21 protein-coding genes are annotated in these 22,282 nt (G+C 61.5%); 13 read left to right on the forward strand and 8 right to left on the reverse strand.

Annotated elements, in window-relative coordinates; all coding sequences use genetic code 11:
- The first annotated feature begins 54 nt into the window (after positions 1-54).
- Genes QA637_RS26565 through QA637_RS26585 form a run of 5 tightly spaced genes read left to right on the forward strand, consistent with a single transcriptional unit; the run spans position 55 to position 5,017 of the window.
- Positions 55-573 (forward strand): ubiquinone biosynthesis methyltransferase UbiE, encoded by a 519-nt coding sequence (locus QA637_RS26565; protein WP_153437133.1) that lies wholly within the window; start codon positions 55-57, stop codon positions 571-573.
- Positions 570-1,745 carry a class I SAM-dependent methyltransferase gene (locus tag QA637_RS26570; RefSeq protein ID WP_153437134.1) on the forward strand — a complete coding sequence of 392 codons (1,176 nt, stop codon included), beginning with the start codon at positions 570-572 and terminating at the stop codon, positions 1,743-1,745. The genes QA637_RS26565 and QA637_RS26570 overlap by 4 nt, the downstream gene beginning before the upstream one ends.
- On the forward strand, positions 1,742-4,102 hold the full coding sequence (locus QA637_RS26575) for a SpoIIE family protein phosphatase (RefSeq protein ID WP_283065737.1): 2,361 nt from the start codon (positions 1,742-1,744) through the stop codon (positions 4,100-4,102). The genes QA637_RS26570 and QA637_RS26575 overlap by 4 nt, the downstream gene beginning before the upstream one ends.
- Positions 4,103-4,106: 4 nt before the next feature.
- Complete coding sequence (locus QA637_RS26580) at positions 4,107-4,664, forward strand: slr1658 superfamily regulator (RefSeq protein ID WP_153437136.1); 558 nt, start codon at positions 4,107-4,109, stop codon at positions 4,662-4,664.
- A gap of 14 nt (positions 4,665-4,678) precedes the next feature.
- Positions 4,679-5,017, forward strand: a complete 339-nt coding sequence (locus QA637_RS26585) for a slr1659 superfamily regulator (protein ID WP_283065739.1) — start codon at positions 4,679-4,681, stop codon at positions 5,015-5,017.
- A gap of 188 nt (positions 5,018-5,205) precedes the next feature.
- Here QA637_RS26585 and QA637_RS31065 read toward each other — a convergent pair whose 3' ends face one another.
- Together QA637_RS31065 and QA637_RS26590 are read right to left on the reverse strand one after the other, a co-directional pair.
- A complete protein-coding gene (locus QA637_RS31065; protein WP_380786314.1) occupies positions 5,206-5,520 on the reverse strand; it encodes a PilZ domain-containing protein in 315 nt (104 codons plus the stop codon).
- Positions 5,521-5,555: 35 nt separating this feature from the next.
- The gene (locus tag QA637_RS26590; RefSeq protein WP_153437138.1) at positions 5,556-6,920 is read right to left on the reverse strand and encodes a pilus assembly protein TadG-related protein; all 1,365 of its coding nucleotides are present in this window, start codon (positions 6,918-6,920) and stop codon (positions 5,556-5,558) included.
- A gap of 200 nt (positions 6,921-7,120) precedes the next feature.
- Between QA637_RS26590 and QA637_RS26595 the strand changes: the two genes are divergently transcribed.
- From QA637_RS26595 to QA637_RS26610, 4 genes are read left to right on the forward strand one after another with little or no spacing between them, the layout of a single operon-like run.
- On the forward strand, positions 7,121-7,633 hold the full coding sequence (locus QA637_RS26595) for an A24 family peptidase (protein ID WP_153437139.1): 513 nt from the start codon (positions 7,121-7,123) through the stop codon (positions 7,631-7,633).
- Positions 7,634-7,677: 44 nt separating this feature from the next.
- Positions 7,678-8,466 (forward strand): Flp pilus assembly protein CpaB, encoded by a 789-nt coding sequence (gene cpaB, locus QA637_RS26600; RefSeq protein WP_153437140.1) that lies wholly within the window; start codon positions 7,678-7,680, stop codon positions 8,464-8,466.
- A 24-nt stretch (positions 8,467-8,490) separates the two neighbouring features.
- Positions 8,491-10,230, forward strand: a complete 1,740-nt coding sequence (locus QA637_RS26605; protein WP_153437141.1) for a TadE/TadG family type IV pilus assembly protein — start codon at positions 8,491-8,493, stop codon at positions 10,228-10,230.
- On the forward strand, positions 10,227-10,652 hold the full coding sequence (locus tag QA637_RS26610; protein ID WP_283065743.1) for a TadE/TadG family type IV pilus assembly protein: 426 nt from the start codon (positions 10,227-10,229) through the stop codon (positions 10,650-10,652). Before QA637_RS26605 ends, QA637_RS26610 begins: the two co-directional genes overlap by 4 nt.
- Before the next feature lie 4 nt (positions 10,653-10,656).
- On the opposite strand, the gene QA637_RS26615 is transcribed toward QA637_RS26610, so the two are convergent.
- Positions 10,657-11,160, reverse strand: a complete 504-nt coding sequence (locus tag QA637_RS26615; protein WP_283065744.1) for a pilus assembly protein N-terminal domain-containing protein — start codon at positions 11,158-11,160, stop codon at positions 10,657-10,659.
- Positions 11,161-11,448: 288 nt separating this feature from the next.
- Here QA637_RS26615 and QA637_RS26620 point away from each other — a divergent pair, with 288 nt between their 5' ends.
- The 4 genes from QA637_RS26620 to QA637_RS26635 all read left to right on the forward strand — a co-directional run bounded on the left by QA637_RS26620 (position 11,449) and on the right by QA637_RS26635 (position 15,157).
- Complete coding sequence (locus QA637_RS26620; RefSeq protein ID WP_153437144.1) at positions 11,449-11,610, forward strand: Flp family type IVb pilin; 162 nt, start codon at positions 11,449-11,451, stop codon at positions 11,608-11,610.
- Between the two features lie 111 nt (positions 11,611-11,721).
- On the forward strand, positions 11,722-13,152 hold the full coding sequence (locus QA637_RS26625) for a TadA family conjugal transfer-associated ATPase (protein ID WP_283065746.1): 1,431 nt from the start codon (positions 11,722-11,724) through the stop codon (positions 13,150-13,152).
- A gap of 26 nt (positions 13,153-13,178) precedes the next feature.
- Complete coding sequence (locus QA637_RS26630; RefSeq protein ID WP_153437146.1) at positions 13,179-14,180, forward strand: type II secretion system F family protein; 1,002 nt, start codon at positions 13,179-13,181, stop codon at positions 14,178-14,180.
- An 8-nt stretch (positions 14,181-14,188) separates the two neighbouring features.
- Positions 14,189-15,157, forward strand: a complete 969-nt coding sequence (locus QA637_RS26635) for a type II secretion system F family protein (protein WP_283065748.1) — start codon at positions 14,189-14,191, stop codon at positions 15,155-15,157.
- A gap of 158 nt (positions 15,158-15,315) precedes the next feature.
- Here QA637_RS26635 and QA637_RS26640 read toward each other — a convergent pair whose 3' ends face one another.
- Genes QA637_RS26640 through QA637_RS26660 form a run of 5 tightly spaced genes read right to left on the reverse strand, consistent with a single transcriptional unit; the run spans position 15,316 to position 22,114 of the window.
- A complete protein-coding gene (locus tag QA637_RS26640) occupies positions 15,316-16,344 on the reverse strand; it encodes a chemotaxis protein CheB (RefSeq protein ID WP_153437148.1) in 1,029 nt (342 codons plus the stop codon).
- Positions 16,345-16,353: 9 nt separating this feature from the next.
- Entirely contained in the window at positions 16,354-18,480 is a 2,127-nt protein-coding gene (locus QA637_RS26645; RefSeq protein ID WP_234886767.1) for a hybrid sensor histidine kinase/response regulator, read from the reverse strand.
- A gap of 1 nt (position 18,481) precedes the next feature.
- Positions 18,482-20,107 carry a methyl-accepting chemotaxis protein gene (locus tag QA637_RS26650; protein WP_283065750.1) on the reverse strand — a complete coding sequence of 542 codons (1,626 nt, stop codon included), beginning with the start codon at positions 20,105-20,107 and terminating at the stop codon, positions 18,482-18,484.
- Positions 20,085-20,753, reverse strand: a complete 669-nt coding sequence (locus QA637_RS26655; protein WP_283065751.1) for a chemotaxis protein CheW — start codon at positions 20,751-20,753, stop codon at positions 20,085-20,087. The genes QA637_RS26650 and QA637_RS26655 overlap by 23 nt, the downstream gene beginning before the upstream one ends.
- On the reverse strand, positions 20,750-22,114 hold the full coding sequence (locus tag QA637_RS26660) for a CheR family methyltransferase (RefSeq protein ID WP_283065753.1): 1,365 nt from the start codon (positions 22,112-22,114) through the stop codon (positions 20,750-20,752). The genes QA637_RS26655 and QA637_RS26660 overlap by 4 nt, the downstream gene beginning before the upstream one ends.
- Positions 22,115-22,282 lie beyond the last annotated feature (168 nt).

Genomic DNA, 22,282 nt, shown 5'->3' on the forward strand with positions numbered 1-22,282 from the left:
ATAGTCATGGGAGTAAGCGAATCAGGATTCGCTCATGCAGTCGGAGAAAGCAGCATGAACGCAGCCCAAAGGCAGCCGGCGGAAGCAAAGTTCGAACCCCTGCTCCAGTTCGAGATGGAGATGGGCACGTTCCTGTCCGATTGGCACCATTGCGATCAGCTGTCCAACTTCATGGCGCGGATGATAAGCCACAACCGGACGGACCCCGTACGACACTCGAATTTTTTCTCCTCCGCGCTCAACGAGCTGCTGGAGGTTTCGTTTCGAGGCGGCTCACCGGAGGGCCGCATCGGCTGCTTGGTCTTTCGCCAGGGTCCCAAGGAGCGCGTGAAGCTCTCCTTCCCATGCTCGCCCACCCAGCGACGGTTCTTCCGCGAGGCGGTCGCGAGAACCCACAAGGGCGACGCATACGCGCGCTATCTGGACGCTATTTCAACCGATCTCGCACCAAGCCGGGAGATTGTTCTCCTGGACCTGGCGATCAATTTCGACGCCGAGATTAGTCTGGAAGAGGATGACCCGCCGTCGATATCGATCATTGTGGATCTCCCGCTTGAAGGAATTGTAAGTTGAGTACGGCAGTTCTTGCGGCGCCCTTCCAGGCAGTGTTCGACGCCAATAGTCAAGAGTTCTCCCTTGTCGGCGTCATTCGGCCGCGCTCCGTCGACGAGATCGCTCACAGCATTACGGAGTTCCGCAGAGCAATCGACGAGGCGCGCGGCGTCCTCTACATCAATGTAAAGCGCCTCGCGCAGATGAACAATACGGCCTTCCACGCCTTTTCCCGGGTTGTTCTGGATGCCTGCCGCACGCGCTCGGATATCCGCTTCGTCGTCGTCACGTCGAGCGTCGTCGGCTGGACCGAACGCATGTTCCGCCATCTCGGCAAGATCGAACCGCAGATCACCGTCGAGGTCTATGATTCGAAATTCTATCCCGGTCAAAGTTTCGTCGAGGATACGAGCTTCATTCCCATCCTCCGCGCGCAGACGAAAATGACCTGGCGCCACGAGCGCACCATCCTGCCGCGCCACGGCATGCGGCCCGGCATCGCCATGGCCGACATCTGCTGCGGCATCGGCGATTTCGCCGTGCTCGCGCAGAAGGAGTTTCAGCCGGCGCGGATCGTCGCCCTCGACCACTCGAAGCCGAGCCTCGCCTATGCCCGCGAGGTGGCGGCGGAGTTCGGCGTGACGGGTATCGAATATACCTACGGCGACGCGTCGGAGATGCTACTCGAGGACAACCAGTTCGACTTCGTGACCTGCCGGCATTCGCTGCAGATCTTCAATCAGCCGGAGCTGCTTCTCAAGGAGCTCTATCGGATCGTGAAGCCGGGCGGCCGCGTCTACATCACCAACGAGAAGAACTCGCACTGCCTCGGCGAGCCACGGGCGCAAAGCATCCAATGGACCTACAATGAGCTCGCGAGGCTTTTGAGCCATTTCGAGATGGATGTGGAACTAGGGCCAAAGGGCCGCCGCTATCTCGCCGACGCCGGATTCGACGACATCCTGGTCGAATCCTTCATGATCACCAATCTGGACGGTGACCCACAGGATTTCGCCGACGTCATCGCCGGCTGGGAGAAGATGTTTGCGGCAATGGCGGCGAGACACGGCGAAGCACCCGAATTCATCGACCGTTTTCGCCAGGGCTTCCGGGATCACATCTTCGCGGCACTGCATCCGAAGGGCTATGCAGGCTGGCCGATCTGGGCAGCGTCCGGGCGCAAACCACTATGAGCGAAAGCAATGTCCAACGTCCCCGGTTCGGTTTGAGATCCTTTCGCGCCAAGTTCGTGCTGGTCGTCGGCAGCGCCGTGCTCTTCGACCTCCTGGTAACAGGCGGCCTGGCGCTCTGGAACGTTCAAAGATTGTCGCGCGACGCGACGACGGAGGTCGGGCAGGGCCTGCAAAAGGCAAACGAAGATTACATGCTCACCTACGCGGAATCGACGGCCGCGCGGGTTGATCTTCTGATCGGCCAGGTTCACGCCGACGTCGCCACGCTCGCCGGCGTGCTCCAGGCGCAGATCGACCGCCCCGTGCGCAGGTCCGAGATCGGAGAGGCACTGGCGCGGCACGCACCGGAATCCGTTACCGTGGCTTACGATCCCAAAGGTGGGTGGGCGCAGAACCTTCCGGGACCGCTCTCGAGCGTCAGCGTTTGGAGCTATCTCCTTGGCCCCGATCACCGGCCGCTACCCGAGGTGCAGACCGACATCGAGAACAGCGCCGTTCTCGATCTGGTTGCTCCCGCCCTGCTTGCGCACGGCCGCTCCAAACTGCAGATGTACTACGTCGGACCAAAGGAGCGGCCGATCTTGCGGATGGCACCCTATGCCGATCAGGCTCGGACGTTCGACCGTCTCTACCCCGGTCACAACGAGGCCAACTTCTGGAACTTCTTCTTCCCCGGCCTCTACGAGTCCTGGGAGGGATGGGCAAAGGATCCGAGCCTCAGGCCCGTTTCAGCCGATACCACGCAAACGGCACCTTATACGGATGCCGCCACGGGGAAACTGATCGTCAGTTTCTTCCAACCGCTCTGGACGCGCGACCGCAAGGGTGTCGCCGGAGCGGCCGGGACCGATATCACGCTCGATCAGCTGGCCGAGGTTGTCGAAAGCGTCAAAGTCGGCGGCAGCGGGTTCGGTTTCCTCGCCATGTCCGACGGCAACGTGCTTGCCATCAACGGCGTAGGAGAAAAGGTCATCGGCCTGCAACGGTCGAGCGAGACCGGCAGCCAGGGTGTCACCGGCCTTAATCGTTCGCTGCGCCAAAGCGTGCAGCCGGCGATCGCGCAACTGCCGCTCGGCGCTGACGGCGCGATACAGCGCGTGCTGCTCGACGAGGACGGCGAGAAGGTGCCCTATCTCATTCTCCTGAAGCAGCTCGAGCCGGAGAATTTCTGGGTATCCGGCCCCGTTCGCCGCGAAACCATGTCGCTCGGCATCGTCGTGCCCGAGCGCGAAATCTACGCCTCGCTGTTTGCGGCGCAGGCCGGAATTTCCGAGGCGGCGAACCGGATCCTGATCTATCAGGCCCTCGCTTTGCTCGCTTCGTTGCTCTTCGTTATCACCGCCGTGTTCGGCATATCCAAGCGCGTTACCCGCGGCATCAGCGCCCTTGCCGGCGCGGCAACGAGGATCGAGGCCAAGGACTATTCGGTCCGGGTTCCGATCTCCACGCGCGACGAAGTCGGCGAAGCCGGCATCGCCTTCAACCGCATGGCGGAAGAAATCAGCTACCACACCGAGAACCTCGAAAACCTTGTGACCGAGCGCACGAAACAGCTCGAGGACGCGAACCACCAGATTTCGGCGCTGAACACCCAGTTGCGCAGCGAGAACCTACGCCTCGGCGCGGAACTCGCGGTCGCCCGGCAGATCCAGATGATGGTGCTGCCCAAGGCCGGCGAACTCGAGGAAATTTCCGACGTGGAGATTGCCGCCTACATGCGGCCCGCCGACGAAGTCGGTGGCGACTATTATGACGTCCTGAGGGACGGCGAGCGGCTGAAGATCGGCATCGGCGACGTCACCGGCCACGGCCTGGAAAGCGGCGTGCTGATGCTGATGGTCCAATCGGTTGCACGCGCGTTGCAGGAGGCCGGCGACATGGATCCGTCGCAATTCCTCAACCGGGTCAATCGCGCTATCTACAAGAATATCGTCCGGACCAACACGGACAAGCATCTCTCGCTTGCCTTCCTGGACTACGACGGCGCGCGCCTGACGCTCTCTGGCCAGCACGAAGAGCTGATCGTGGTCAGAAATCTTGGAAACGTGGAGCGGATAGACACACTCGACCTTGGGCTGCCGATCGGGTTGGAGCCGGACATATCGCCCTTCGTGGCGACACGCGACATCAATTTTGGCCACGGCGACATGATCATTCTGCACACCGACGGCGTAACCGAGGCAGAGAACAGGAACGGCGAGCTCTTTGGTATCGAAAGGCTTTGCGAGAGTGCGCGTCGTCACTACGGCCAAAGCGCCGAGGATGTCAAAACCGGAATCATCGACGATCTGATGGCACATATAGGCACCCAGAAAATCCATGACGATATCACGCTGGTGGTGATGAGGCACAGGTAATCAGATGACGACCTTATACGGACTGGAGGACCTCGCGATCGGCACGGGCGAAGATGTGACGAGACTTCGTCTCTTCGATGGCCCCCTGGATCTCAGTTGGAAACACTGCGCAATCACGTCGGATTTCGTCGCCGAGTTCGTCGCGTCGCGATATAGAACCTCCCGCAGCCTTTACAAGGAAGTACGGCATAATGTCGGCTACCTGACCAACGAACTCATTGAAAACGCGGTTAAGTTCCGCACGTCCGGCGAAATCGTCGTCGAAGCGTCGATTGCGACCAATGCTTTTCGGGCAAAGGTCTCCAATTTCATCAATGGGGATACGGCCGACCGCTTCCAGCACCTGCTTTCGGAAATCACCGCGGGCGATCCGGGCGAGCTTCTCATAGAGCGGATAGAAGCGAATGCCACAGGCTCCGGCGCAGGCTCCGGGCTTGGACTTCTGACCCTCATGAGCGATTATGGTGCTCACTTCGCGTGGGTTTTTGGCACCCGCGTGCAGAACAGCGAGATCCCGCTGGAAACCTATGCCTCAATTTCAGTCCCCGATCTCTCGAACTGATGGGCAGCGAAGACATGGAAATCAAGGAAGACGAGTATCGCGTTTGGTTGGAAGGCAAGGACATCTATTTCGATGGAAGCATGCGCCTGCCTAGCACCGAGGCCTACGCGCCGATCTTTTCCTTGGTGATGAGCGTGCTAGAGTCCGATCCGGATCGCATGACCGTTGATCTGACGGGACTGCAGTTTCTCAATTCATCCGGAATCAACCTTCTGGCAAAACTCACGATCGAAGCGCGCAAGCGGCCGAATATCCAATTCACCGTCCGCGGAAGCTCGGAGTATCCCTGGCAATCGAAGTCTCTGCCAAACCTCAAGAAACTGCATCCCGGCGTCGATCTCAGGCTGACCTGAAGGCTGGGTCCGAAGGAAATGCTGCCGGGCTCGCGCTCCACGTTCTTCCCCGCGTTGCTGCGGCGTCCACTGCGCACCGGACCACGTGGCTTGATCCTCAACTTGAAGGCTTCGCATCGTCGGAATCGCGCGGCCTGCTTAAGCACGGAGGTTAACGCCGGCCCCGGCGCACGTAGTGACACACTCCGTCACCGAATGCGTTCGCTGCCGGGGTTGCTTACGTCAAGGTTCCTGAGCCATGGCAGCGGCCGCTTGAATTCGACCCCGATCTCGCACGCGTTCTGCCAGGCTATCCATCCGGACGCGCAAACGTGTTCCGGAATGAAGAGCAGTTGAACCTCTGGTCCGGTTGATATCGGCGTACTGAATCGCAGTCGAGCACCTTTGGAATTGATATCTACGATAAGACATTCGATTCCAAGCCCTCCCGCACCCTCTTGCAGAAGGCGCGCGCGCTTTAGAGACTTCCGTCTCGTGAGGCGGCGGAGTTCGGCATTAGGCATAATAACTTCCTTTGATGAAACCTGCTGCGGTGCTTTCACTCGATCAGCGCTATTTGCTGGTTTGCCAGGAGCTTCCTGGTGCCCGCGCTATCGCAGGCCGACTGCATCGTTGAATTCCCGCTGAACGTAATCTTATCGGCGATGACTTGCGTACAGCCGTTCGTCGTTGCGGAATTCCCCTTGTAATCGAGCGAAGACGCCGGCGTATAGACCGCCCCGGTCAGGACCGAGTTCGACGTCCCGTTGATGGCATGGCTCACTGCCGTCTGGCTGCGGCTGCCGAAGAAGAGAATTCCGGAATAGGGTCCGGATGTCGGGGCCTTCAAATCGAGGGTGACGTTCCCTTTGAGATCCAATCGAGCGTCGTTTGCGAAATAGAAGGTCACACCGCTGTAACCGTTCACTGGAGCGCCTACCTGCAGCCGGGCTGCCGAGGTGGCCGTCGGGTTACCGCCGTTCGCGGTAAACGTGCCGCCAGTTACGATATACAGGCCCGGTTCGAACTCGACTGTTCCTTTCACGTCCAGCCCGTTGGGAAAGCACCTGACCCTGACCCCGCTGGGATGCATCTGTGTCGTTTTCACAACCGTCAGCTGGCCCGGATTGCCGATATTCCTGTTGCCGGAGTCGCAGGCGAAGCCGGGCCACGGGTACGGCTCGGGTACGCTCGCATACGGGTCGATGCTTGCAGGCGCGTTCTCGTGAACCGTGTCGCATTTGTTCAACCTCAGGCCCAGCGTCGCCACCGCTCCACCGACTGCGTGGACGCAGTCCGCACTCATCGATGCGGATCCGGCCATGAGAAACGAATCTGAAGCGCTCGAATTCGATGCCACATCGCAACCGCTTAGGTCCACCGAAGCCGAGCCGGAGACCGTTACGGCGCCCGATTTTGTCTTCGAGAGGGCAAGCACGCAGGCCGTCGACCCCCCCTCCACCTGTGCAACCGCGCGCGCACGCATCGTGACGGGTTGACCGGAAAAGATGGACGAAAACAGCCGCGAACGCGTCTCCGTCAGGACGACTTCAAGCCTGTCCTGAGTCCCGGCACTTGCGGTCGGTGACGAAGATGGGCTTATCGCCAGCGTGCCGGCCGCCGGCGAGTAGCCGCTTTTGGAGGCGATCAGTGTTGCCGTGGCCTCGAGCGCGGGCCTTTGATCCCCTGCGCGCAGACGCCCCGCGGCCGCATGCGCAGCAACGTCTGCGGCATGCTGCAGCTTACGCTGCTTCAGATACCAGAAGCCGGTCTCCGCGCCGAGGCCCATGGCTCCGACGAGAACGGGAAACGTGACCGCCGCGATAACGGCGACCGTGCCACCTTCATCCGTCAGGAATCGAAGCGCACCCGCCCGCTGCCGCGTCGATCGTCGCGCAGAGATCACGTCGTTTCTTTCGCTCATTCGCATGCCCAGTTGTCTAAGGTTTCGGGGCCGGACGATACAACCCACTGCGATGCTTAGCGATTCGGCCGGTTGGTCTAGTCCGGCCCGTAAGCACTTCCCTGGCCTGCTTAGGCCATCAGGTCGAATGGTCATTGCGCGGCTCAGGGGGCACATTTCACGGGACTAAACGGCTCCAGATTCCCGCAAAGGCACCTAAGATGATTTCGACATTCGCAGCTTCGCTCGCATTCTTCCTCTTCGCCGGAATGATGACCTATGCCGGCGTCAGGGACGTGACGACCATGACCATATCGAACCGCCTCGTGCTTGCGCTGGCCGTCTCCTTTGCGCTTCTCGCGCCCGCCGCAGGGCTGGGGGTAGCCACGATCTCGTCGAGCATTCTCCTTGCCTCCGGCGTCCTGGTCTCGACCTTCGTGCTCTTTTCCTTCGGCTGGATCGGCGGCGGCGACGCAAAGCTCTTGCCTGTGGCCGTCCTCTGGCTCGGGCCAGGCCTCGCGCTCGACTTCCTCCTTTACACGGCCCTGATCGGGGCGGCGCTGACGCTTGGCCTCCTTCAATTCCGGCGCATGCCCCTGCCGGTGGTCCTGAAGAAGACGCCCTGGTCCGCGCGCCTGCACGCCCCCGACACGGGTGTCCCCTACGGGGCGGCGATGGCGCCTGCGGCGCTCCTGCTGCTGCCGCAAAGCCATTGGTTCTCGGCCCTTCTCTGAACGGCGGCAGCCCGACCCCTTACCGATCGATAGAGGTCTAACCAATGATCCGTTTTGCTATTCTCCTGCTCGCGCTGGCAGCTGGCGGCGCTGCCTCCTGGTTGGCGCTCGGCGCCGCAGACCAGCCGGCAGTCGCGGCCGCACAAGTGCAAGAAGCCCCTTCGCAGGAAGTGCTCGTCGCGTCTGCGGAGCTCAAGCGCGGGACGGTTCTGGAAGACGGTCATGTGCGGTGGCAGGCATGGGAGGGGGAGATCCCTCCTGTGTTCATCAGCCGCAGCTCGCGCCCGGATGCCATCGCATCTCTGGCGGGGTCGCTGGCCCTGGGCGACTTCGTTGCCGGAGAGCCTATCCGTCAAGACAAGGTCGCCCAGCGTGGCGCCGGCTTCCTTTCCAGCATGCTGCCTTCAGGGAAACGGGCGATAGCTGTCCGCGTGACTGCGGAAAGCACGGCCGGCGGGTTCATCCTGCCCAACGACCATGTCGACGTCGTCCATACCGTCGCTCGCTCGGGCTCGGGAAATGAGGGCGATGTCGTCAGCCGCGCCATCCTCTCCAACATACGCGTACTCGCGGTCGACCAGACGGTTTCGGAAGGGGCAGACGGGACCTCGGTCATCGGCAAGACCGCGACGCTCGAAGCGGATCCCCAGCAAATCGCAACGATCGCGGCGGCGGAAGCTTCCGGCACGGTCTCGCTCGCGCTCCGGCCGTTGGTCGACAATCACGAACCATCGGTCGTTGAGACCGAAGGACATCGTCGCGGCGTGGTCCGCGTCATCAGTGGCGGCCGGACCTCAATGATTGAAGTTCCCTCCCGCTCCGGCGGAAGCTGATTTTTTCAAGGAAGTTTCGAACCAATGAAACAGCTCGACAACACGACCTGCGAAACCTCCCCGGCGGCGTCGGCACTGCCGCCGATCCCGAAGGTCGACATCGCCGTCTTCTGCCGATCCGAGGAGGTGACGCAGGCAGTCCGTGTGGCGGCATCCGACCGTCGCATGGCGCGCGCCACTGTGACGATAAAGACCGGAGGAATAAGCGAAGCCACAGCGCACTACGGTGGCGTCATCTCGCCGAACCTCGTGGTCGTGGAAAACGATGACATCGAAGTCCGGCTGATGGCGGCGCTGGAGGGCCTAGCCATGGAGTGCGTCACGGGTACCAAGGTCATCGTAATAGGCCGTTCCAACGACGTCGGGCTCTATAAGAAGCTCATGGATGCCGGCGTGAGCGACTATCTCATCGCGCCGCTCGATCCCATGGATTTCGTCGCGGCAGTGCATCGCTGCTTTCGTAGCCCGGTCGAGGAGAAGCTCGGGCGTATTGTCGCCTTTGTCGGCGCCAAAGGCGGAACCGGATCCTCGACGCTCGCGCACAACGTTGCCTATGCAATGTCCAAGCGCGTGGATGCAGATGTGCTCTTGGCCGATCTCGACCTCCAATCCGGTACCCTGGACCTGAACTTCGATATCGAGGCGAGCCAGGGCATGGTCGATGTTCTGCAGAGCCCCGACCGCTTGGACGAGGTGCTGTTGCGCCGTCTCGCGGTGCACCATACGGATCGCCTGCATCTCCTGCCGGCGCCCGCGAACCTCGACAAGTTCGTCAGCCTCGGCGAGGACGAGGTCGACCACCTTCTCGGCGTCGCTCGCTCGAGTTCCTGGCATCTTGTCGTCGACCTCCCGCATATCTGGACCGGTTGGACGCGCAAGATCCTGCTCGAAGCGGATGAAATCGTCATTACGGCGACCCCGGATCTCGCCAGCATGCGCAATGCGAAGAACCTGATCGACTTCTTGAGGAGGGCGCGGCCGAACGATCCGCTGCCGAGGCTGGTGCTTAACAAGACCGAGACGCCGAAGCTTGCCGAGATCAAGCCGAAGGACTTCGTCGCTGCGGTCCGGCTCGAGGAGAGCGTGTCCGTTCCCTTCGATCCGAAGCTATTCGGTGCCGCGGCTAACAATGGCCGGTTGGTGATCGATCAGGCACCCGGGTCTGCGGCGGGCGGGGCAATCGCCGCCCTGGCGTGGCGCGTGAGCGGAACAAGGGAGAGACGAGCCGATCGGAGCGGGTTGAAGGCGCTGCTGCAATCGGTCCTCAAGCGCGGCAAATCGAATGGGCCATCGGCACTGCGCAAGAAAGCAGGCGAACTCAACGCGTCGCAGGCAGGCGCCTCGGCGACCGAATTTGCCCTCATAGCGCCGGTGCTCGCCCTCGCTCTTGTCGCAATGGCCGATGTCGGGTTTGCGCTTTACGAACGGATGACGATCGACCATGCGCTGCGCGCCGGCGCGCAAGCTGCCATGGCAGACCCCGGGCCGACGCAAGTCCAGAAGGTGATGCAGTCCACGTTGGCCAAAAGCGCGCTGCTGGCCAATGCCACCGTGTCAGCGGTGAAGCGCTACTGCGCCTGCCCGGAAGATACAGACGTCGATCCGGACACGGCGCCGCAATGCGGAACGAGCCTTTGCGCCAATGCAGCGGCGCCGTTCATCTACTACCGCTTGGCAGCGACGAAGAGCTATCAGCCTATGTCGCTGCCCGAGGTGCTCCCCACGTTTGAACTCAACTCCACCATGCAGGTGCAGGTCCGATGACGTCGCCTCGACCGGGCCTGCGGTCCCTGTGGCGCAGCGAAGCCGGCGCGACGGCGGTGGAATTCGCACTCGTGTGCCTGCCGCTGCTGCTGCTCCTTCTCGGCGTGATGGAATTTGGCCGCGTCCTTTACGTACGCAACGATCTCTCGCACGCCGCCGACATTGCTGCGCGCAAGGTGCTCATCCGGCAGATTGCCCGCGATGCCCCTGACAGCGAAGCGCAAACCAAGCTGGAGAGCGCGGTGCGAGAGAGTTTCCACAGCGGCGATTCCTCGCGGCTTCAAGTCGTCACCGGGAAGGAAACGGTGGACGGCATCGATTTTCGCGTTTTGTCGATCCAGTACCCCTTCACCTTCGTGCTGCCTGGATTGGGGGAAAGCTCTTTCAACCTTCAGCTTTCGCGGCGCATTCCGATCCAGTGATCATTCAAGGACTGCCAGCGCCTGTGGGATTGGCGTCTTCACCGGACTGCGGCGCAGTGCTCTGAGATTGCGGAGCGCTCTGTTCGCCGGATTGAACCGGATCGCAGCGACTAGTACAGTTATATGTTGTCCTACCCGTGCCCTCGTCGACGGTGACCAAGCGGCCGCCTGCGGCCACTACGTCAACGATGACATTGGCGACCTCGGCGCCATCCGCGCCCATGACGATGAGGTTTGTCGAACCGGGCGCCTTGCCGGTTAGAATGACAGTTTTGTCATCGCTGAGAGTCGCCTGCGCGACGCCCGGATTGCCAATGACGAGCGTGCTCGCGGGCCGGGTCAGCAGGAGCGTTCTGGCGAAATCCACGATCACCTTGACGACACCCTCGGTCTGGCGGGTCGGCTGCAGTGTGGTGGCCGCTGGGGGGACATTTTCCGCAGCCTGCGCCGCGCCAAGGGCGGCGCAGGTCGCGACCGCTAGAACAAGCCATCCGGCGCCGATGCGCATTGGAATCACTCCCATCGGTTGCTCCCGATATCTCAACGGATGGATGTGTCATCCGTTCCAACAAGACTGGCAAAGCATGGAACTAGTGCAATGCCGACGATCGGACTAGGCCAACCGGCCGAGGCGTTCGCGGGCGGCCATCGGCCATCAGGCTGAATGGATCGAGAGGGTTAATAAAGTCTATATGAGGGCCACACAGCAAGCGGGAAACGAGGCAGAACCTGGCCCGGCCCTGTGATGCCGAACTTGGCGTCGGCGCAACCTCAAACCACTGAAGGACCCCGAACCATGAAGAATCTTCTTGTCCGCTTTGCCCGCAACGAATCCGGCGCGACCGCGATCGAATATGGCCTGATTGCCGGTCTCATCTCCGTCGTCATTATCGGTGTGGTCACGACTATCGGCACTGACCTGGCTGCGAAGTTCACTTCCATCGCCAACGCGCTCTGAGCGTTTCCAGCAACTGGACGCCGGTCGGCAAGCGAAGCGGAGGGCATCGCCTTCCGCTTTCGCGTTTAACGATCTCAAACATCTCAATCTCGACAAACAAGAGCGATAACGATGTTCGGCAAGAAATCCATCTTGGAGGAGCGAGTTCCTGAAACTCCGGCGCAGGCAGCGGCAGAAAGCGAACCGCAAGCCGCGCCGGCAATAGTCCCGGCTCCACGGGCGGTCGAAAATCCGGCCGCCGTGAAGTCAGAAAAAGCTGAACAATATTATGCTCTGAAGAAGGAAATCTTCAGCGCGCTCATCGCCACGATCGACGTGGCGGTGCTGTCGACCATGGATGGCGAGCAGGCGCGCAAGGAAATTGGCGCGATCATCAACGACATCGTCGCGGCGAAGAAGGCCGGCATTTCCCTGGCCGAGCAGAACGACCTTCTCAACGACATCTGCAACGACATTCTGGGCTACGGTCCTCTCGAGCCCTTGCTCGCACGCGACGACATCGCCGACATCATGGTGAATGGCGCGAACCAGGTCTTCATCGAAGTGGCCGGTCGGGTGCAGCAAACGGGTATTCGCTTCCGCGACAACGAACAGCTCCTGAACATCTGCCAGCGCATCGTCAGCCAGGTCGGCCGGCGCGTCGATGAGTCGAGCCCGATCTGCGACGCACGTCTGGCGGACGGTTCGCGCGTCAACGTCATCGCACCGCCGCTTGCCATCGATGGCCCCAGCCTGACGATCCGCAAATTCAAGAAGGAAAAACTGACGCTCGACCAGTTGGTGCGTTTCGGTTCGATCTCGCGCGAAGGCGCCGAGATCCTCAAGATCATCGGCCGCGTGCGCTGCAATATCCTTATCTCCGGCGGCACGGGCTCGGGAAAGACGACGCTGCTCAATTGCCTTACCGGCTATATCGACGACGGCGAACGCATCATCACCTGCGAAGACGCGGCAGAGCTGCAATTGCAGCAGCCGCACGTCGTACGCCTTGAAACCCGCCCGCCCAATATCGAAGGCCAAGGTGAAATCACGATGCGCGCGCTCGTCAAGAACTGCCTGCGCATGCGTCCGGAGCGGATCATCGTCGGCGAGGTGCGCGGGCCGGAGGCCTTCGATTTGCTTCAGGCGATGAACACCGGCCATGACGGTTCGATGGGAACGCTGCACGCCAACTCGCCGCGCGAGGCGCTCTCCCGCATCGAGGCGATGATCACCATGGGCGGGCATTCGCTGCCCGGCAAGGCAATTCGGGAGATGCTTGTTTCGTCCGTCGACGTGATCGTCCAGGCGGCACGCCTTCGTGATGGCTCCCGCCGCATCACCCACATCACCGAAGTGCTCGGCATGGAAGGCGACGTGATCACGACCCAGGACCTCTTCGTCTACGAAATGGTTGGTGAGGACGAAAAGGGCAACATCATCGGACGGCATCGCTCGACCGGGATCGGCCGCCCGGCATTTTGGGACCGCGCCCGCTATTTCGGTGAGGAGGCCCGTCTTGCCGCCGCCCTCGACGCAGCGGAATTGAAAGCGGCTGCATAGCCAAGATCAACACAGGTGCACGGCAAATGCTGTCTTCGCTACTGCTTCCCGCGATTGTCTTTCTGTTGGCGTCCAGCAGCGTTGCCGGCGTGATGGTCGTCGCCTTCTACCCCCGCGTGGTCAAGGCAAGCGCCTATCGCCACAGGTTCGAACGCATTGCTGCCGTGCCAGAACGTCAGCGGGGCAAGCGCCCGGAAGAGGATGTCCGCGACCGTCGGCGTTCGGTGGAAAAGACGTTGCGCGAGATCGAAGCCAAGCACGAGGCGAACGCCCGCAAGGGCCGCAAACCAGCCTTGGCGGGCAGGATACGCCAAGCCGGCCTGCAATGGTCGACGAAAACTTATTCTCTCATCAGCGCCGCTGCGGCTCTGGTCACCTGGGGCGTGATGCTCTTCCTGGGCTTTGGCATGCTGGTCGCTGGTGGGTTCGCGATAGCCGGTGGGTTGCTGCTGCCGCACGTCTATGTGAATGCGAAGCGCAAGTCGCGCTTTGCGCGTTTCGCTTCCGAGTTTCCGAATGCCGTCGATGTTATCGTGCGAGGGCTCAAAGCGGGCTTGCCCATGCCCGATTGCCTGAGGGTGATCGCAGCGGAAGCACAGGAGCCGGTCAAAGGCGAGTTCGTCACCATTGCACAGGACCAGACGCTCGGCATTCCGGTCGATGAAGCGGTGCAGCGCATGTGCGAACGGATACCGCTGCCCGAAGCCAATTTCTTTGCCATCGTCATCGCCATTCAAACGCGGACCGGCGGAAGCCTCGCCGAAGCGCTCGGAAACCTCTCCAAGGTGCTGCGGGAGCGGAAGAAGATGAAAGCCAAGATCAAGGCTATGAGCGCTGAGGCAAAGTCTTCCGCCGGCATCATCGGTGCGCTGCCGTTTTTCGTCGCCGGCGCCGTGTACCTGACGAGTCCGGATTACATGGCGCTGTTGTTCACCACGCTGACGGGCAAGCTCGTCCTTGCGGGTTGCGGGCTTTGGATGAGCGCGGGCATTTTCGTCATGCGCAAAATGATCAACTTCGACTTCTGAGAAACAAGATGAGTCTCGGCCTCTATATTCCCGATCCGGAACAGCTATCTGCGCTGATGGCAGGGCTCTCCGCCTTTTGCGCGGTCGTCGTCGTTTCCTGGCCCTATGTCTTTCGGGACACGTTGGCAGATCGTATGAAAAAGGTGGAGAGCGAACGCGAACGTATCCGCCAGAAAGAGCGTTCCCGGCTTGGCACCGAGAAGAGTGCAGCGTCGCTGCGCGTCGAGCCGAAACGGCTGTTCCAGGCGATCGTCGATCGCTTCAATCTTGCCAAGCAGGCGGAGGACGGCGAAATCGTCCGCAAACTGAACATGGCCGGCTATCGCGGCCACGCGGCGATCACGGCCTTTCTGGCGGTAAGGCTGATTGCGCCGATCGTGATCTTCGCAGCCGCACTGTTGTATATCCTGCTGATCATTCGCCCGGAGGCGCCGCTGCCTCTGGTCCTGGGCATGGCCGCCGGTGTCGGTTCGCTCGGCTATTACGCGCCGGCGATCTTCATCAAGAACAGGATCACCAAGCGGCAGCAGGCGATCCGCCGATCATGGCCGGAGGCGCTGGACCTCCTGTTGATCACCGTCGAATCCGGTATGGGCATCGAAAGCGCCTTCCGGAAAGTGGGCGAGGAGATCGGTGCGCAGTCACCGGAGATCGCGGAGGAAATCCTCCTCACCACGGCGGAGCTTTCCTACCTGCAGGACCGCCGGCAGGCCTTCGAGAACCTGGGGCACAGAACGGGCGCTGAGGGCGTGCGCGCGGTCGTGACCAGCCTTATCCAGGCGGAAAAATACGGCACGCCCCTCGGTCAGGCGCTCCGCGTGATGGCCCAGGAGAACCGAGACATGCGCATGAGCGAGGCGGAAAAAAAAGCGGCTGCCCTTCCGCCGAAGCTCACGGTGCCGATGATCGTCTTCTTCCTGCCTGTGCTCTTCGCCGTGATTATCACGCCGGCGGCGATCCAGATCATGAATATGTAGGACGCGGATGAATGACGTGGTCGGGCGACCATAACAGCCGTTCCTGAGTTCGCCCGACGTATTGAGGTATTCGCTCGGGCAGAGTTGGGGGGCGAGAGCGGCGCTGCACGAGGTTCGGCGTGCAGCGCCGCAACTGACTCCGGCATTCTCAATCCACTTTAGCTAGCGAGAGCGGTAATCTTCCGCGCGATCTCTTCAACCGGCAGGACGAAATCGACGAGACCGGCGCTGATCGCCGATTTCGGCATTCCGAAGACGATCGAGCTCTTCTCATCCTGAGCGATCACCTTTCCGCCCGCCACATGCAGCGCCCGAAGACCCTCGGTACCGTCATCGCCCATCCCCGTCAGAATGACCGCGAGGGACTCAGCCCTGAAGGAGCGGGCGATCGAGCCGAAGAGATAGGACCCCGAGGGCTTGAAACCCTGGATGGGAGCCTCGTCCACGACGCGCAGGCGCGATTTGCCCGAGACGCCGAGCTGATGGCCATCCGGAGCGAGATAAACGGTCCCGGGTCTCAGTCGTTCGCCGTTCGCTCCAACCTTCACCTTAAGCGCAACCATTGAATCGAGGGATGCGGCAACACCGTCGATGAAGCCATTTGACATATGCTGCACGATGAGAATGGGCGCGGGAAAATCGGCGGGCAAGTCCTTCAATATCGAACGGATCGCTGCCGGCCCGCCGGTGGAGGCGGCGATGGCCACAATGCCGATCGGCGAGCTGGCGACCGGTCGCGCAGCGCCTTCGGCCGGCAGATCTCCGCTTGTCTTCTTGCGCCACTGGCGAACGACCTTGACCTGTGCCATGGCCTTGATCGTGGAGAGGAATTTGTCGATTGCAGCTTGTTCGAGGGACGCGTCGGATGCGGTCGGCGCCGGGATGACCGCGAGCGCGCCCGCGTCGAGTGCGCGCGCGGACAAGGCGCCCAATTGCGAACCGTCTTGATATGACACCATCACGACTGGCGTCGGCGCGGTGATCATGATCTCCCTGACGGTTTCGGCAGTGTCGTTGTCGCGGAGCTCCACTGCGACGATGTCCGGCAAAAGTTTGCCGGTTATCCTTACCGCGTCCTTGCCGCTTCTTGCGACACCCACGAGCTCCACTGCAGGGTCGCTCCCAGCCGCCTTGTTGACGAGTTGTTCAAGGCCGGGCGTCGACGTCGCAAGTAGAATACGTGTCATCCCTCGTCCTCACACAACCCGGCGCATCGTTTCCAGGAAATGCTGCGCATCGAACTGGTCCTTCCTGAGATAGGCATTTGCGCCGGCACGCAGCCCTTGTATCTTGTCTTCAAGCGTTTCCCGGCCGGTCACGAGGACAACGGGCGTGTCGGGGAAACGCTCCGATCGACGAATGGCCTTGGTGAGTTCGAAGCCGTTCATGGCCGGCATATCGACGTCCGCGACAACCATGTCGGCGCCGCGGTCACGAAGCACGTCCAATGCTTGCTTGCCATTGCTCGCCATCGCGACATCGTAGCCTGCGCCCTCCAGGATGAGTTTCACCAACGTCCGCACGTATTTTGAATCGTCGACGACGAGCACCTTGCGACGCGCTGCCGGAACCGGTTGGAGGACGCGCGCGCGGCCTGGTGATCGTGTCTTGGCGGCGGTCTCGGCGATCACTGCGATGTTCAGGAGGAGCGCGATACGCCCGTCAGGCAGCACCATGCCGGCGCTATAGCGACGAACCTTCGCAAGCCGCGGGCCGAGCGGGCGTGCGAGAAGCTCCCGCTCGCCGATAACGGCATCGACGAGTACCGCTACGGGCCCGCCCGGAGCGTCGACCACGACTGCCGGCAAGGCCTGCCAGGCAGCGCTGCGCCCCGGTCGCATCCCGAGCCAATCGGCAAGATCCACAAAGGGCATCGGACCGGAAGGGGCGCTGACGACGCACCTCTCCTCAGACATTGCGAAGTCTTGCGCGTGAATGCGTATCACCCGCCAGACCGAGGCAGTATCAATCGCAAACACATGCTCCCCAGCGATGACTTCCAGTGCGCGAACCGTCGCCAGCGTCAGGGGCAGCGTGAGGGTGAAGGCGGCACCTCCTGTCGGCACCTGCGACACCTCCGCTGTGCCACGCAGCCTTTCAACATTGCGCTTGACGATATCGAGGCCTATCCCGCGTCCCGATAAGCTGGTGACCGTCGCGGACGTCGAGACGCCAGGCTCGAAGACATGCCGCAGGAGCGCCGCTTCGTCATTCACTTCTGGCAGATGTTCGCCCGCTGCCTTGCTGAGGAAGGCTACATCCAGACCGCAGCCGTCATCCTCGACACGCACCTGCATCCGGTCTCCAAAGATGGCGGCCGCGATCAGGACTTTGCCCTTTTCCGGTTTTCCCGCTGCCCGGCGCTCCTCCGGCGGCAGGATGCCATGCGCGACCGCATTGCGCACGAGATGGCGCAGCGCGTCCTGCAGCCCCGAAAGGATGGAGCGGTCGATCTCGATCTCTCCGCCCTTGATTTCCAGTTCTGCCAACTTCCCCGATGCCGCCGCCATGTCCCGCACGATGCGGTCGAGTCCCTTGCAGGCCTCCGCAAAAGGCTGCGTGCGCGCGTGTCGCACTTCGTGGTCAAGTGCCGTCGCGGCACTGTGCATCACCCTCACGTCCTGGCGCAGCGATGTGGCAAGCTGACGCAGTCCGTTCTCAATGCTAGCCGCCTGAGCAGCGAACTCGGGGCCGACCCCACGCAGTTTCCGCGCCTGCTCCCTCAGCAAGGACGCCTCCTCGGCGTGGCGCCGTATAGTCCCGTTGAAGGACAGTAATTCGCCGCTTCTGTAGAGAAGGGTATCCAGTCGATCGGCGGTGACGCGCATTGAGCCGTCGGTATCGCTAGAGCGAACCGGCACCTTCAAACCCCCGTAAGGTGGACCGGACTTCGGCTTGTCGCCGCGGTGATCCGTTCTTCTCGCTACAGCGGCCTTCAGCGCATCGATTACGCTCTCACCATGCGTCGGCGGAGGGGTTTCGCCGGCCTCCAGGAACTGAGCCGCATCCCTGATTGCGTCTGCGGCCGACAGAAGCAGATCCAGTTTGGTTTTTTCGAGCACGATCTGCTCATTCAACGTGATGGAGAGTATCTCTTCCATCCAGTGACAAATCGCTTCTACTCCCCGCACCCGGAGCAGCCCGGCCGCTCCCTTGAGGCTATGCGCCGTCCGTAGAAGCTGCTCCTGCAGGCGGAGCTTCTCATCGGCCTCGCCGGTGTCCTCAATGGCGAGCAAAGCCTGCTCCATGTCGGATGCACGTTCCCCCACCTCCTGGATGAACATGTGCAGCAGTTCCCGGTGGAATTCTTCGGGTTTCGTCATGTCAGTTGCCATGGTCAGCGAGCATTTCCTTCAGCCTCGAGCCCAACTCGTTGAGATCTTTCGCGGCCTCCTCCGCCTGCCGGATCGCCGAGAGATTCTGGCTGCTCGCCTGCTCGATGTAATGCATCGCGTCGTGAATATGCTTCATGCCCGCTTTTTGCTGGCCCGCTGAAGCGGCGATCTGGGCGACCGAGCGCGCCGAGTCGGCAACGATCGACTCGAGCTGCCGGATCGTTTCGCCCGCTTCGTTCACCGTCTCGAGGGCGCGACTGACACTCTTCGTGCCATCCTCGGCGCCAATCACCGCCGCGTTCGTCGCTTTTTGGATCTCCATCAGAATTCGACGGACCCGGGTGGTCGCGGACTTCGACTGGTCAGCAAGTGTCCTGATCTCACTGGCGACGACACTGAAACCTCTTCCGTGCTCGCCGGCGCGCGACGCCTCGATGGCAGCATTCAGCGCCAACAGGTTCGTCTGGTCCGCGATTTCGGCGACGACCGAGACGATCTCGCCGATTTCCAGGCTGTTTTCCGCCAAGGAAAGAATGTCTCCGGCAATCGCTTCCGTGCGTGCGCTCACCGTATGCATCACCTGCACCGTATCATCGAGCGCTCTGCGGCCTTCATTGCTGATCTTGACGGCCTGGTCATAGGAGGTCGCAACCTGTTGCGCACGCTGCGCCGCCTGCTCGGACGTCTGCAGTACCTCATCGACGCTTGTAACTGTTTGGGCGACGGCCGACGATTGCTCACGCATGCCTTCGACCTGTTGGGTGGTTCCGGCGAGGATCTCGGCGGCGGACGACGAAAGGTGTTGCGCCGTTTCCGAGATCATGACGAGTAGTTCTTCAAGCCTCTCCCTGCCGCTTCGTTCACTGTCGATCATTCCAGCTAGCCTTGCGGTCATGGCATTGAAGGAACCCCCGAGAATTGCGAGCTCGTCGGTGCCTTCCACAGGGGCCTTCTGCGCCAGGTCACCGGCAGCGATCTTTTCGGCCAAACTGGCGAGCGCGCGAGTACGCCGCACAAGGCGACGCGTGACGCGCAGTACGTGGAGGAGCATCAGAACCGCGAGAACCGAAAAACCAAGCTGCAACACCTGCGAGCGCTGGAGCCGCGCGACTCCCGCCTGCTCGATTTGGCTGATCAATTCGTCTATTCGCGTGGCAAAGGTCCTGACCTTTGGGTCGAGCTCATTCAATGCGGCGTGATCGATCGGCGCATTGGCGATGGCTCTTTCCAGAGCGGGCCTCACCTCCCCCCGCCATTGTTGCCGGGCTCGTTCAAGCTGCGTGAGGGCGGCAGGATCGGTCGTCGCTTCCAGCCCCAATGTTTCGTCACCAGTGACCAGGCTCGTAAGCATCCGCTCGTTGCGGTCCATGAGGCCACGCAATTCGTCGGCAGCGGCGGCGCGAGCGGGGCCGTCCGCTCGTTCCAAGCGCCCGGCTGCATAGATCATCTGGTAGGCGACACGCTCCTTGCCGAGCGAAGACGTCGCAGCAAGATCGGCCCGCACCCGTTCCAGGGCAAAAAAGCTGGATCCAGCAAGCAGGGCCGCTGCGGCTACGAACAGCAGCATCGCCAACGCCAATGCGCCATTGAGGCTATTCGCTAGTCGAGGACTCATGGATATCGGTCCTTACCGTCTCGTCGTCGGCGATGATCTGCACATCCTCAAGAAAGAATTGGCGGTCGTTCAATAGAATGTATCCGTCCACAATGACCGTTCCGGCCTGCGTCGTTCCGCGATACCAAGCTTTATCGCCGGGACCGGCCGTTGCCGTGCCGATTTTCTCCGAGGGAAGCATCAATATCGCCGGCGCGGCGTCAGACAGGATCAAGAACTCAGGGTGCGTCTGTCCGCATACGATCGCCCAGTCATTGGCCGCGCCGGCTCGTCGGGGGAGGTCGAGCAGTCCGCATAGATCGAAGACGGGAAGCAACTGGCCGCGCAAATCATAGATGCCATAGGCATGCGGGGGCATACCAGGAAGCGGACTGACGCGTGGCTTCGAAACGATTTCGCAAACGTAGCGAATTTCCAGGGCAAACTCGCGATCCGCTAGCATGAAGGTCACAAGGCCTACCGCCTGCTCTTCACTCAGCCCGGCGAACGCATCGCCGGCCGATCGTGATGTTTGCTCATTCGGCGCGCCCGGATCTTGTTGTGCCGTTTCCAAAAGCGCCTCCGTCTGCTCTATCGCCGCCGCCATGCGCCTTCTGACGGCAGTCCAGTCGACCGGGCGAGCGGCGGGCCGGGAGGGTGTCGTCATGGGCCTTCGCTCCCTGGACTTTGCCGGATCTTGCCGATTTCCCGCTGCGCACGCTCCGCGAGATGTCCGGCCGTCGTCTCGGGCATCAGGGAGACGCGTTCCTGCGGCGGACGAGAGATGCAAATCAGGCGCACGTTTTCGAAGCTTCGGAGGGCCGCTTGCGGGTCGCTGTCTTTGAGACAGGCACCGAGAAAGAATTGCGCGGCTGCCAGAGTGCTGTCCAGATAGACCACGCGTCGCAGCGCCGCGGCAGCCGCGGCGGTTTCTTCGTTGGCCATCTGAGAGAGCGCGTGGAGGAAATGTAGCTCCGCCGAGAGCGGGTGGCTTTCCGTCGCTTGCGCAGCAAGCCGCGCGGCTTCGCGAGTCTCACCCATATCGAAATGCGAGCGGATTTGCCGGGCAATAACCTTGAAGGTTTGGTCGCCGAGCTCTTTTCGCGCATCGCCAACACAAGCTCGAACAGGCGGCACGTGCGCGACAGGTTTTTTGGTCTGACCGTGCACGGAGGTCGCACATGAGATGGAACTCCTGGTCGCGTGTGGATGGGCTATGATGCGCCGATAGACAACACCGGCAGGTGTGACCGAAGTCTCGAATGGTGCGTATTTCCACAAAGGTGGATCGGCGGGTGCCGTCAACAGCCAGCCTCCATCGGCGAGGCAGGCGAGTAGCTGACGCGCAATCCGGGGCACCGCGATCGCGTCGAGATGGACGAGCACGTTGCGGCAAAGGATCAAATCGAAGTCAGCCAATTGCTTTTCCGGCGCCGGAAGCTCGTCTGTACCAAGGTTCAGGTGAGCGAACTCGACCCGCCGGCGCAGTCGTTCGTGCAGTCGAAATCCTTCATCGCATGAGGTGAAATGGCGTTTTCTTTGCTTGTGATCCGTATTCCTCAAGGACCATTCGCCATATTCGGCCGCCTTCGCGATGGCGAGCGCCCTCCTGGAGATGTCGGCTGCACTTATTCGAACATCCCCCAAAAGACCTTCCTCGTCGCAGAGAATGGCAAGGGAGTAGGGCTCCTCACCCGTTGCACAGCCAAGGCTCCAGATCCGGACGGGAGAGCCATCGGACTGCCGTCGCCGCAGTTCGGGAAGGATTGTTTGCCGTATAAGCTGGAATTGATCTGGACCCCGAAAGAAATGCGTTTCTCCGACCGTGATCGCAGCGACCGCATCGTCGGTCAATTCCGCGTCCAGCCCCAGCCGATCGAGAAACAACCGGCTGTCGCCAATCCCACGCCGCACCATGAGCCGAGCGATCGCCGAAGCGACGTACCCTTTTCGGGAGGCTGGAAGACTGAGGCCGACCCTGTAGGCAACCTGTTCAGCGAAGTTTGAGGACGGCGCGTGTCCTGTCACCGGACACCCCCTTGCTCATTTGCCGGGCAGGCGCGAAGCGGGGGGCGGGATATGCTAGCTGTCGAAGCATGCTGGCGCATTTCGTTCCACATTCGTTTCCGTTGTTGTCGTCATTACGTCTTGGCATGCATTTACGCTACTCATCCGGATGGCTTAGACGGCGGCCTG

The sequence above is a fragment of the Sinorhizobium terangae genome, assembly GCF_029714365.1.
GTDB classification, from domain to species: domain Bacteria; phylum Pseudomonadota; class Alphaproteobacteria; order Rhizobiales; family Rhizobiaceae; genus Sinorhizobium; species Sinorhizobium terangae.

What these genes read in the sequence shown, in the direction of transcription:
- QA637_RS26585 (WP_283065739.1), top strand. Translation starts at nt 4,679, where the DNA reads ATGGAAATCAAGGAAGACGAGTATCGCGTTTGGTTGGAAGGCAAGGAC.
- QA637_RS26625 (WP_283065746.1), top strand. Translation starts at nt 11,722, where the DNA reads ATGTTCGGCAAGAAATCCATCTTGGAGGAGCGAGTTCCTGAAACTCCG.
- QA637_RS26605 (WP_153437141.1), top strand. Translation starts at nt 8,491, where the DNA reads ATGAAACAGCTCGACAACACGACCTGCGAAACCTCCCCGGCGGCGTCG.
- QA637_RS31065 (WP_380786314.1), bottom strand. Translation starts at nt 5,520, where the DNA reads ATGCCTAATGCCGAACTCCGCCGCCTCACGAGACGGAAGTCTCTAAAG.
- cpaB (WP_153437140.1), top strand. Translation starts at nt 7,678, where the DNA reads ATGATCCGTTTTGCTATTCTCCTGCTCGCGCTGGCAGCTGGCGGCGCT.
- QA637_RS26610 (WP_283065743.1), top strand. Translation starts at nt 10,227, where the DNA reads ATGACGTCGCCTCGACCGGGCCTGCGGTCCCTGTGGCGCAGCGAAGCC.
- QA637_RS26590 (WP_153437138.1), bottom strand. Translation starts at nt 6,920, where the DNA reads ATGAGCGAAAGAAACGACGTGATCTCTGCGCGACGATCGACGCGGCAG.
- QA637_RS26645 (WP_234886767.1), bottom strand. Translation starts at nt 18,480, where the DNA reads ATGACGAAACCCGAAGAATTCCACCGGGAACTGCTGCACATGTTCATC.
- QA637_RS26575 (WP_283065737.1), top strand. Translation starts at nt 1,742, where the DNA reads ATGAGCGAAAGCAATGTCCAACGTCCCCGGTTCGGTTTGAGATCCTTT.
- QA637_RS26630 (WP_153437146.1), top strand. Translation starts at nt 13,179, where the DNA reads ATGCTGTCTTCGCTACTGCTTCCCGCGATTGTCTTTCTGTTGGCGTCC.
- QA637_RS26650 (WP_283065750.1), bottom strand. Translation starts at nt 20,107, where the DNA reads ATGAGTCCTCGACTAGCGAATAGCCTCAATGGCGCATTGGCGTTGGCG.
- QA637_RS26655 (WP_283065751.1), bottom strand. Translation starts at nt 20,753, where the DNA reads ATGACGACACCCTCCCGGCCCGCCGCTCGCCCGGTCGACTGGACTGCC.
- QA637_RS26640 (WP_153437148.1), bottom strand. Translation starts at nt 16,344, where the DNA reads ATGACACGTATTCTACTTGCGACGTCGACGCCCGGCCTTGAACAACTC.
- QA637_RS26565 (WP_153437133.1), top strand. Translation starts at nt 55, where the DNA reads ATGAACGCAGCCCAAAGGCAGCCGGCGGAAGCAAAGTTCGAACCCCTG.
- QA637_RS26620 (WP_153437144.1), top strand. Translation starts at nt 11,449, where the DNA reads ATGAAGAATCTTCTTGTCCGCTTTGCCCGCAACGAATCCGGCGCGACC.
- QA637_RS26635 (WP_283065748.1), top strand. Translation starts at nt 14,189, where the DNA reads ATGAGTCTCGGCCTCTATATTCCCGATCCGGAACAGCTATCTGCGCTG.
- QA637_RS26615 (WP_283065744.1), bottom strand. Translation starts at nt 11,160, where the DNA reads ATGCGCATCGGCGCCGGATGGCTTGTTCTAGCGGTCGCGACCTGCGCC.
- QA637_RS26580 (WP_153437136.1), top strand. Translation starts at nt 4,107, where the DNA reads ATGACGACCTTATACGGACTGGAGGACCTCGCGATCGGCACGGGCGAA.
- QA637_RS26595 (WP_153437139.1), top strand. Translation starts at nt 7,121, where the DNA reads ATGATTTCGACATTCGCAGCTTCGCTCGCATTCTTCCTCTTCGCCGGA.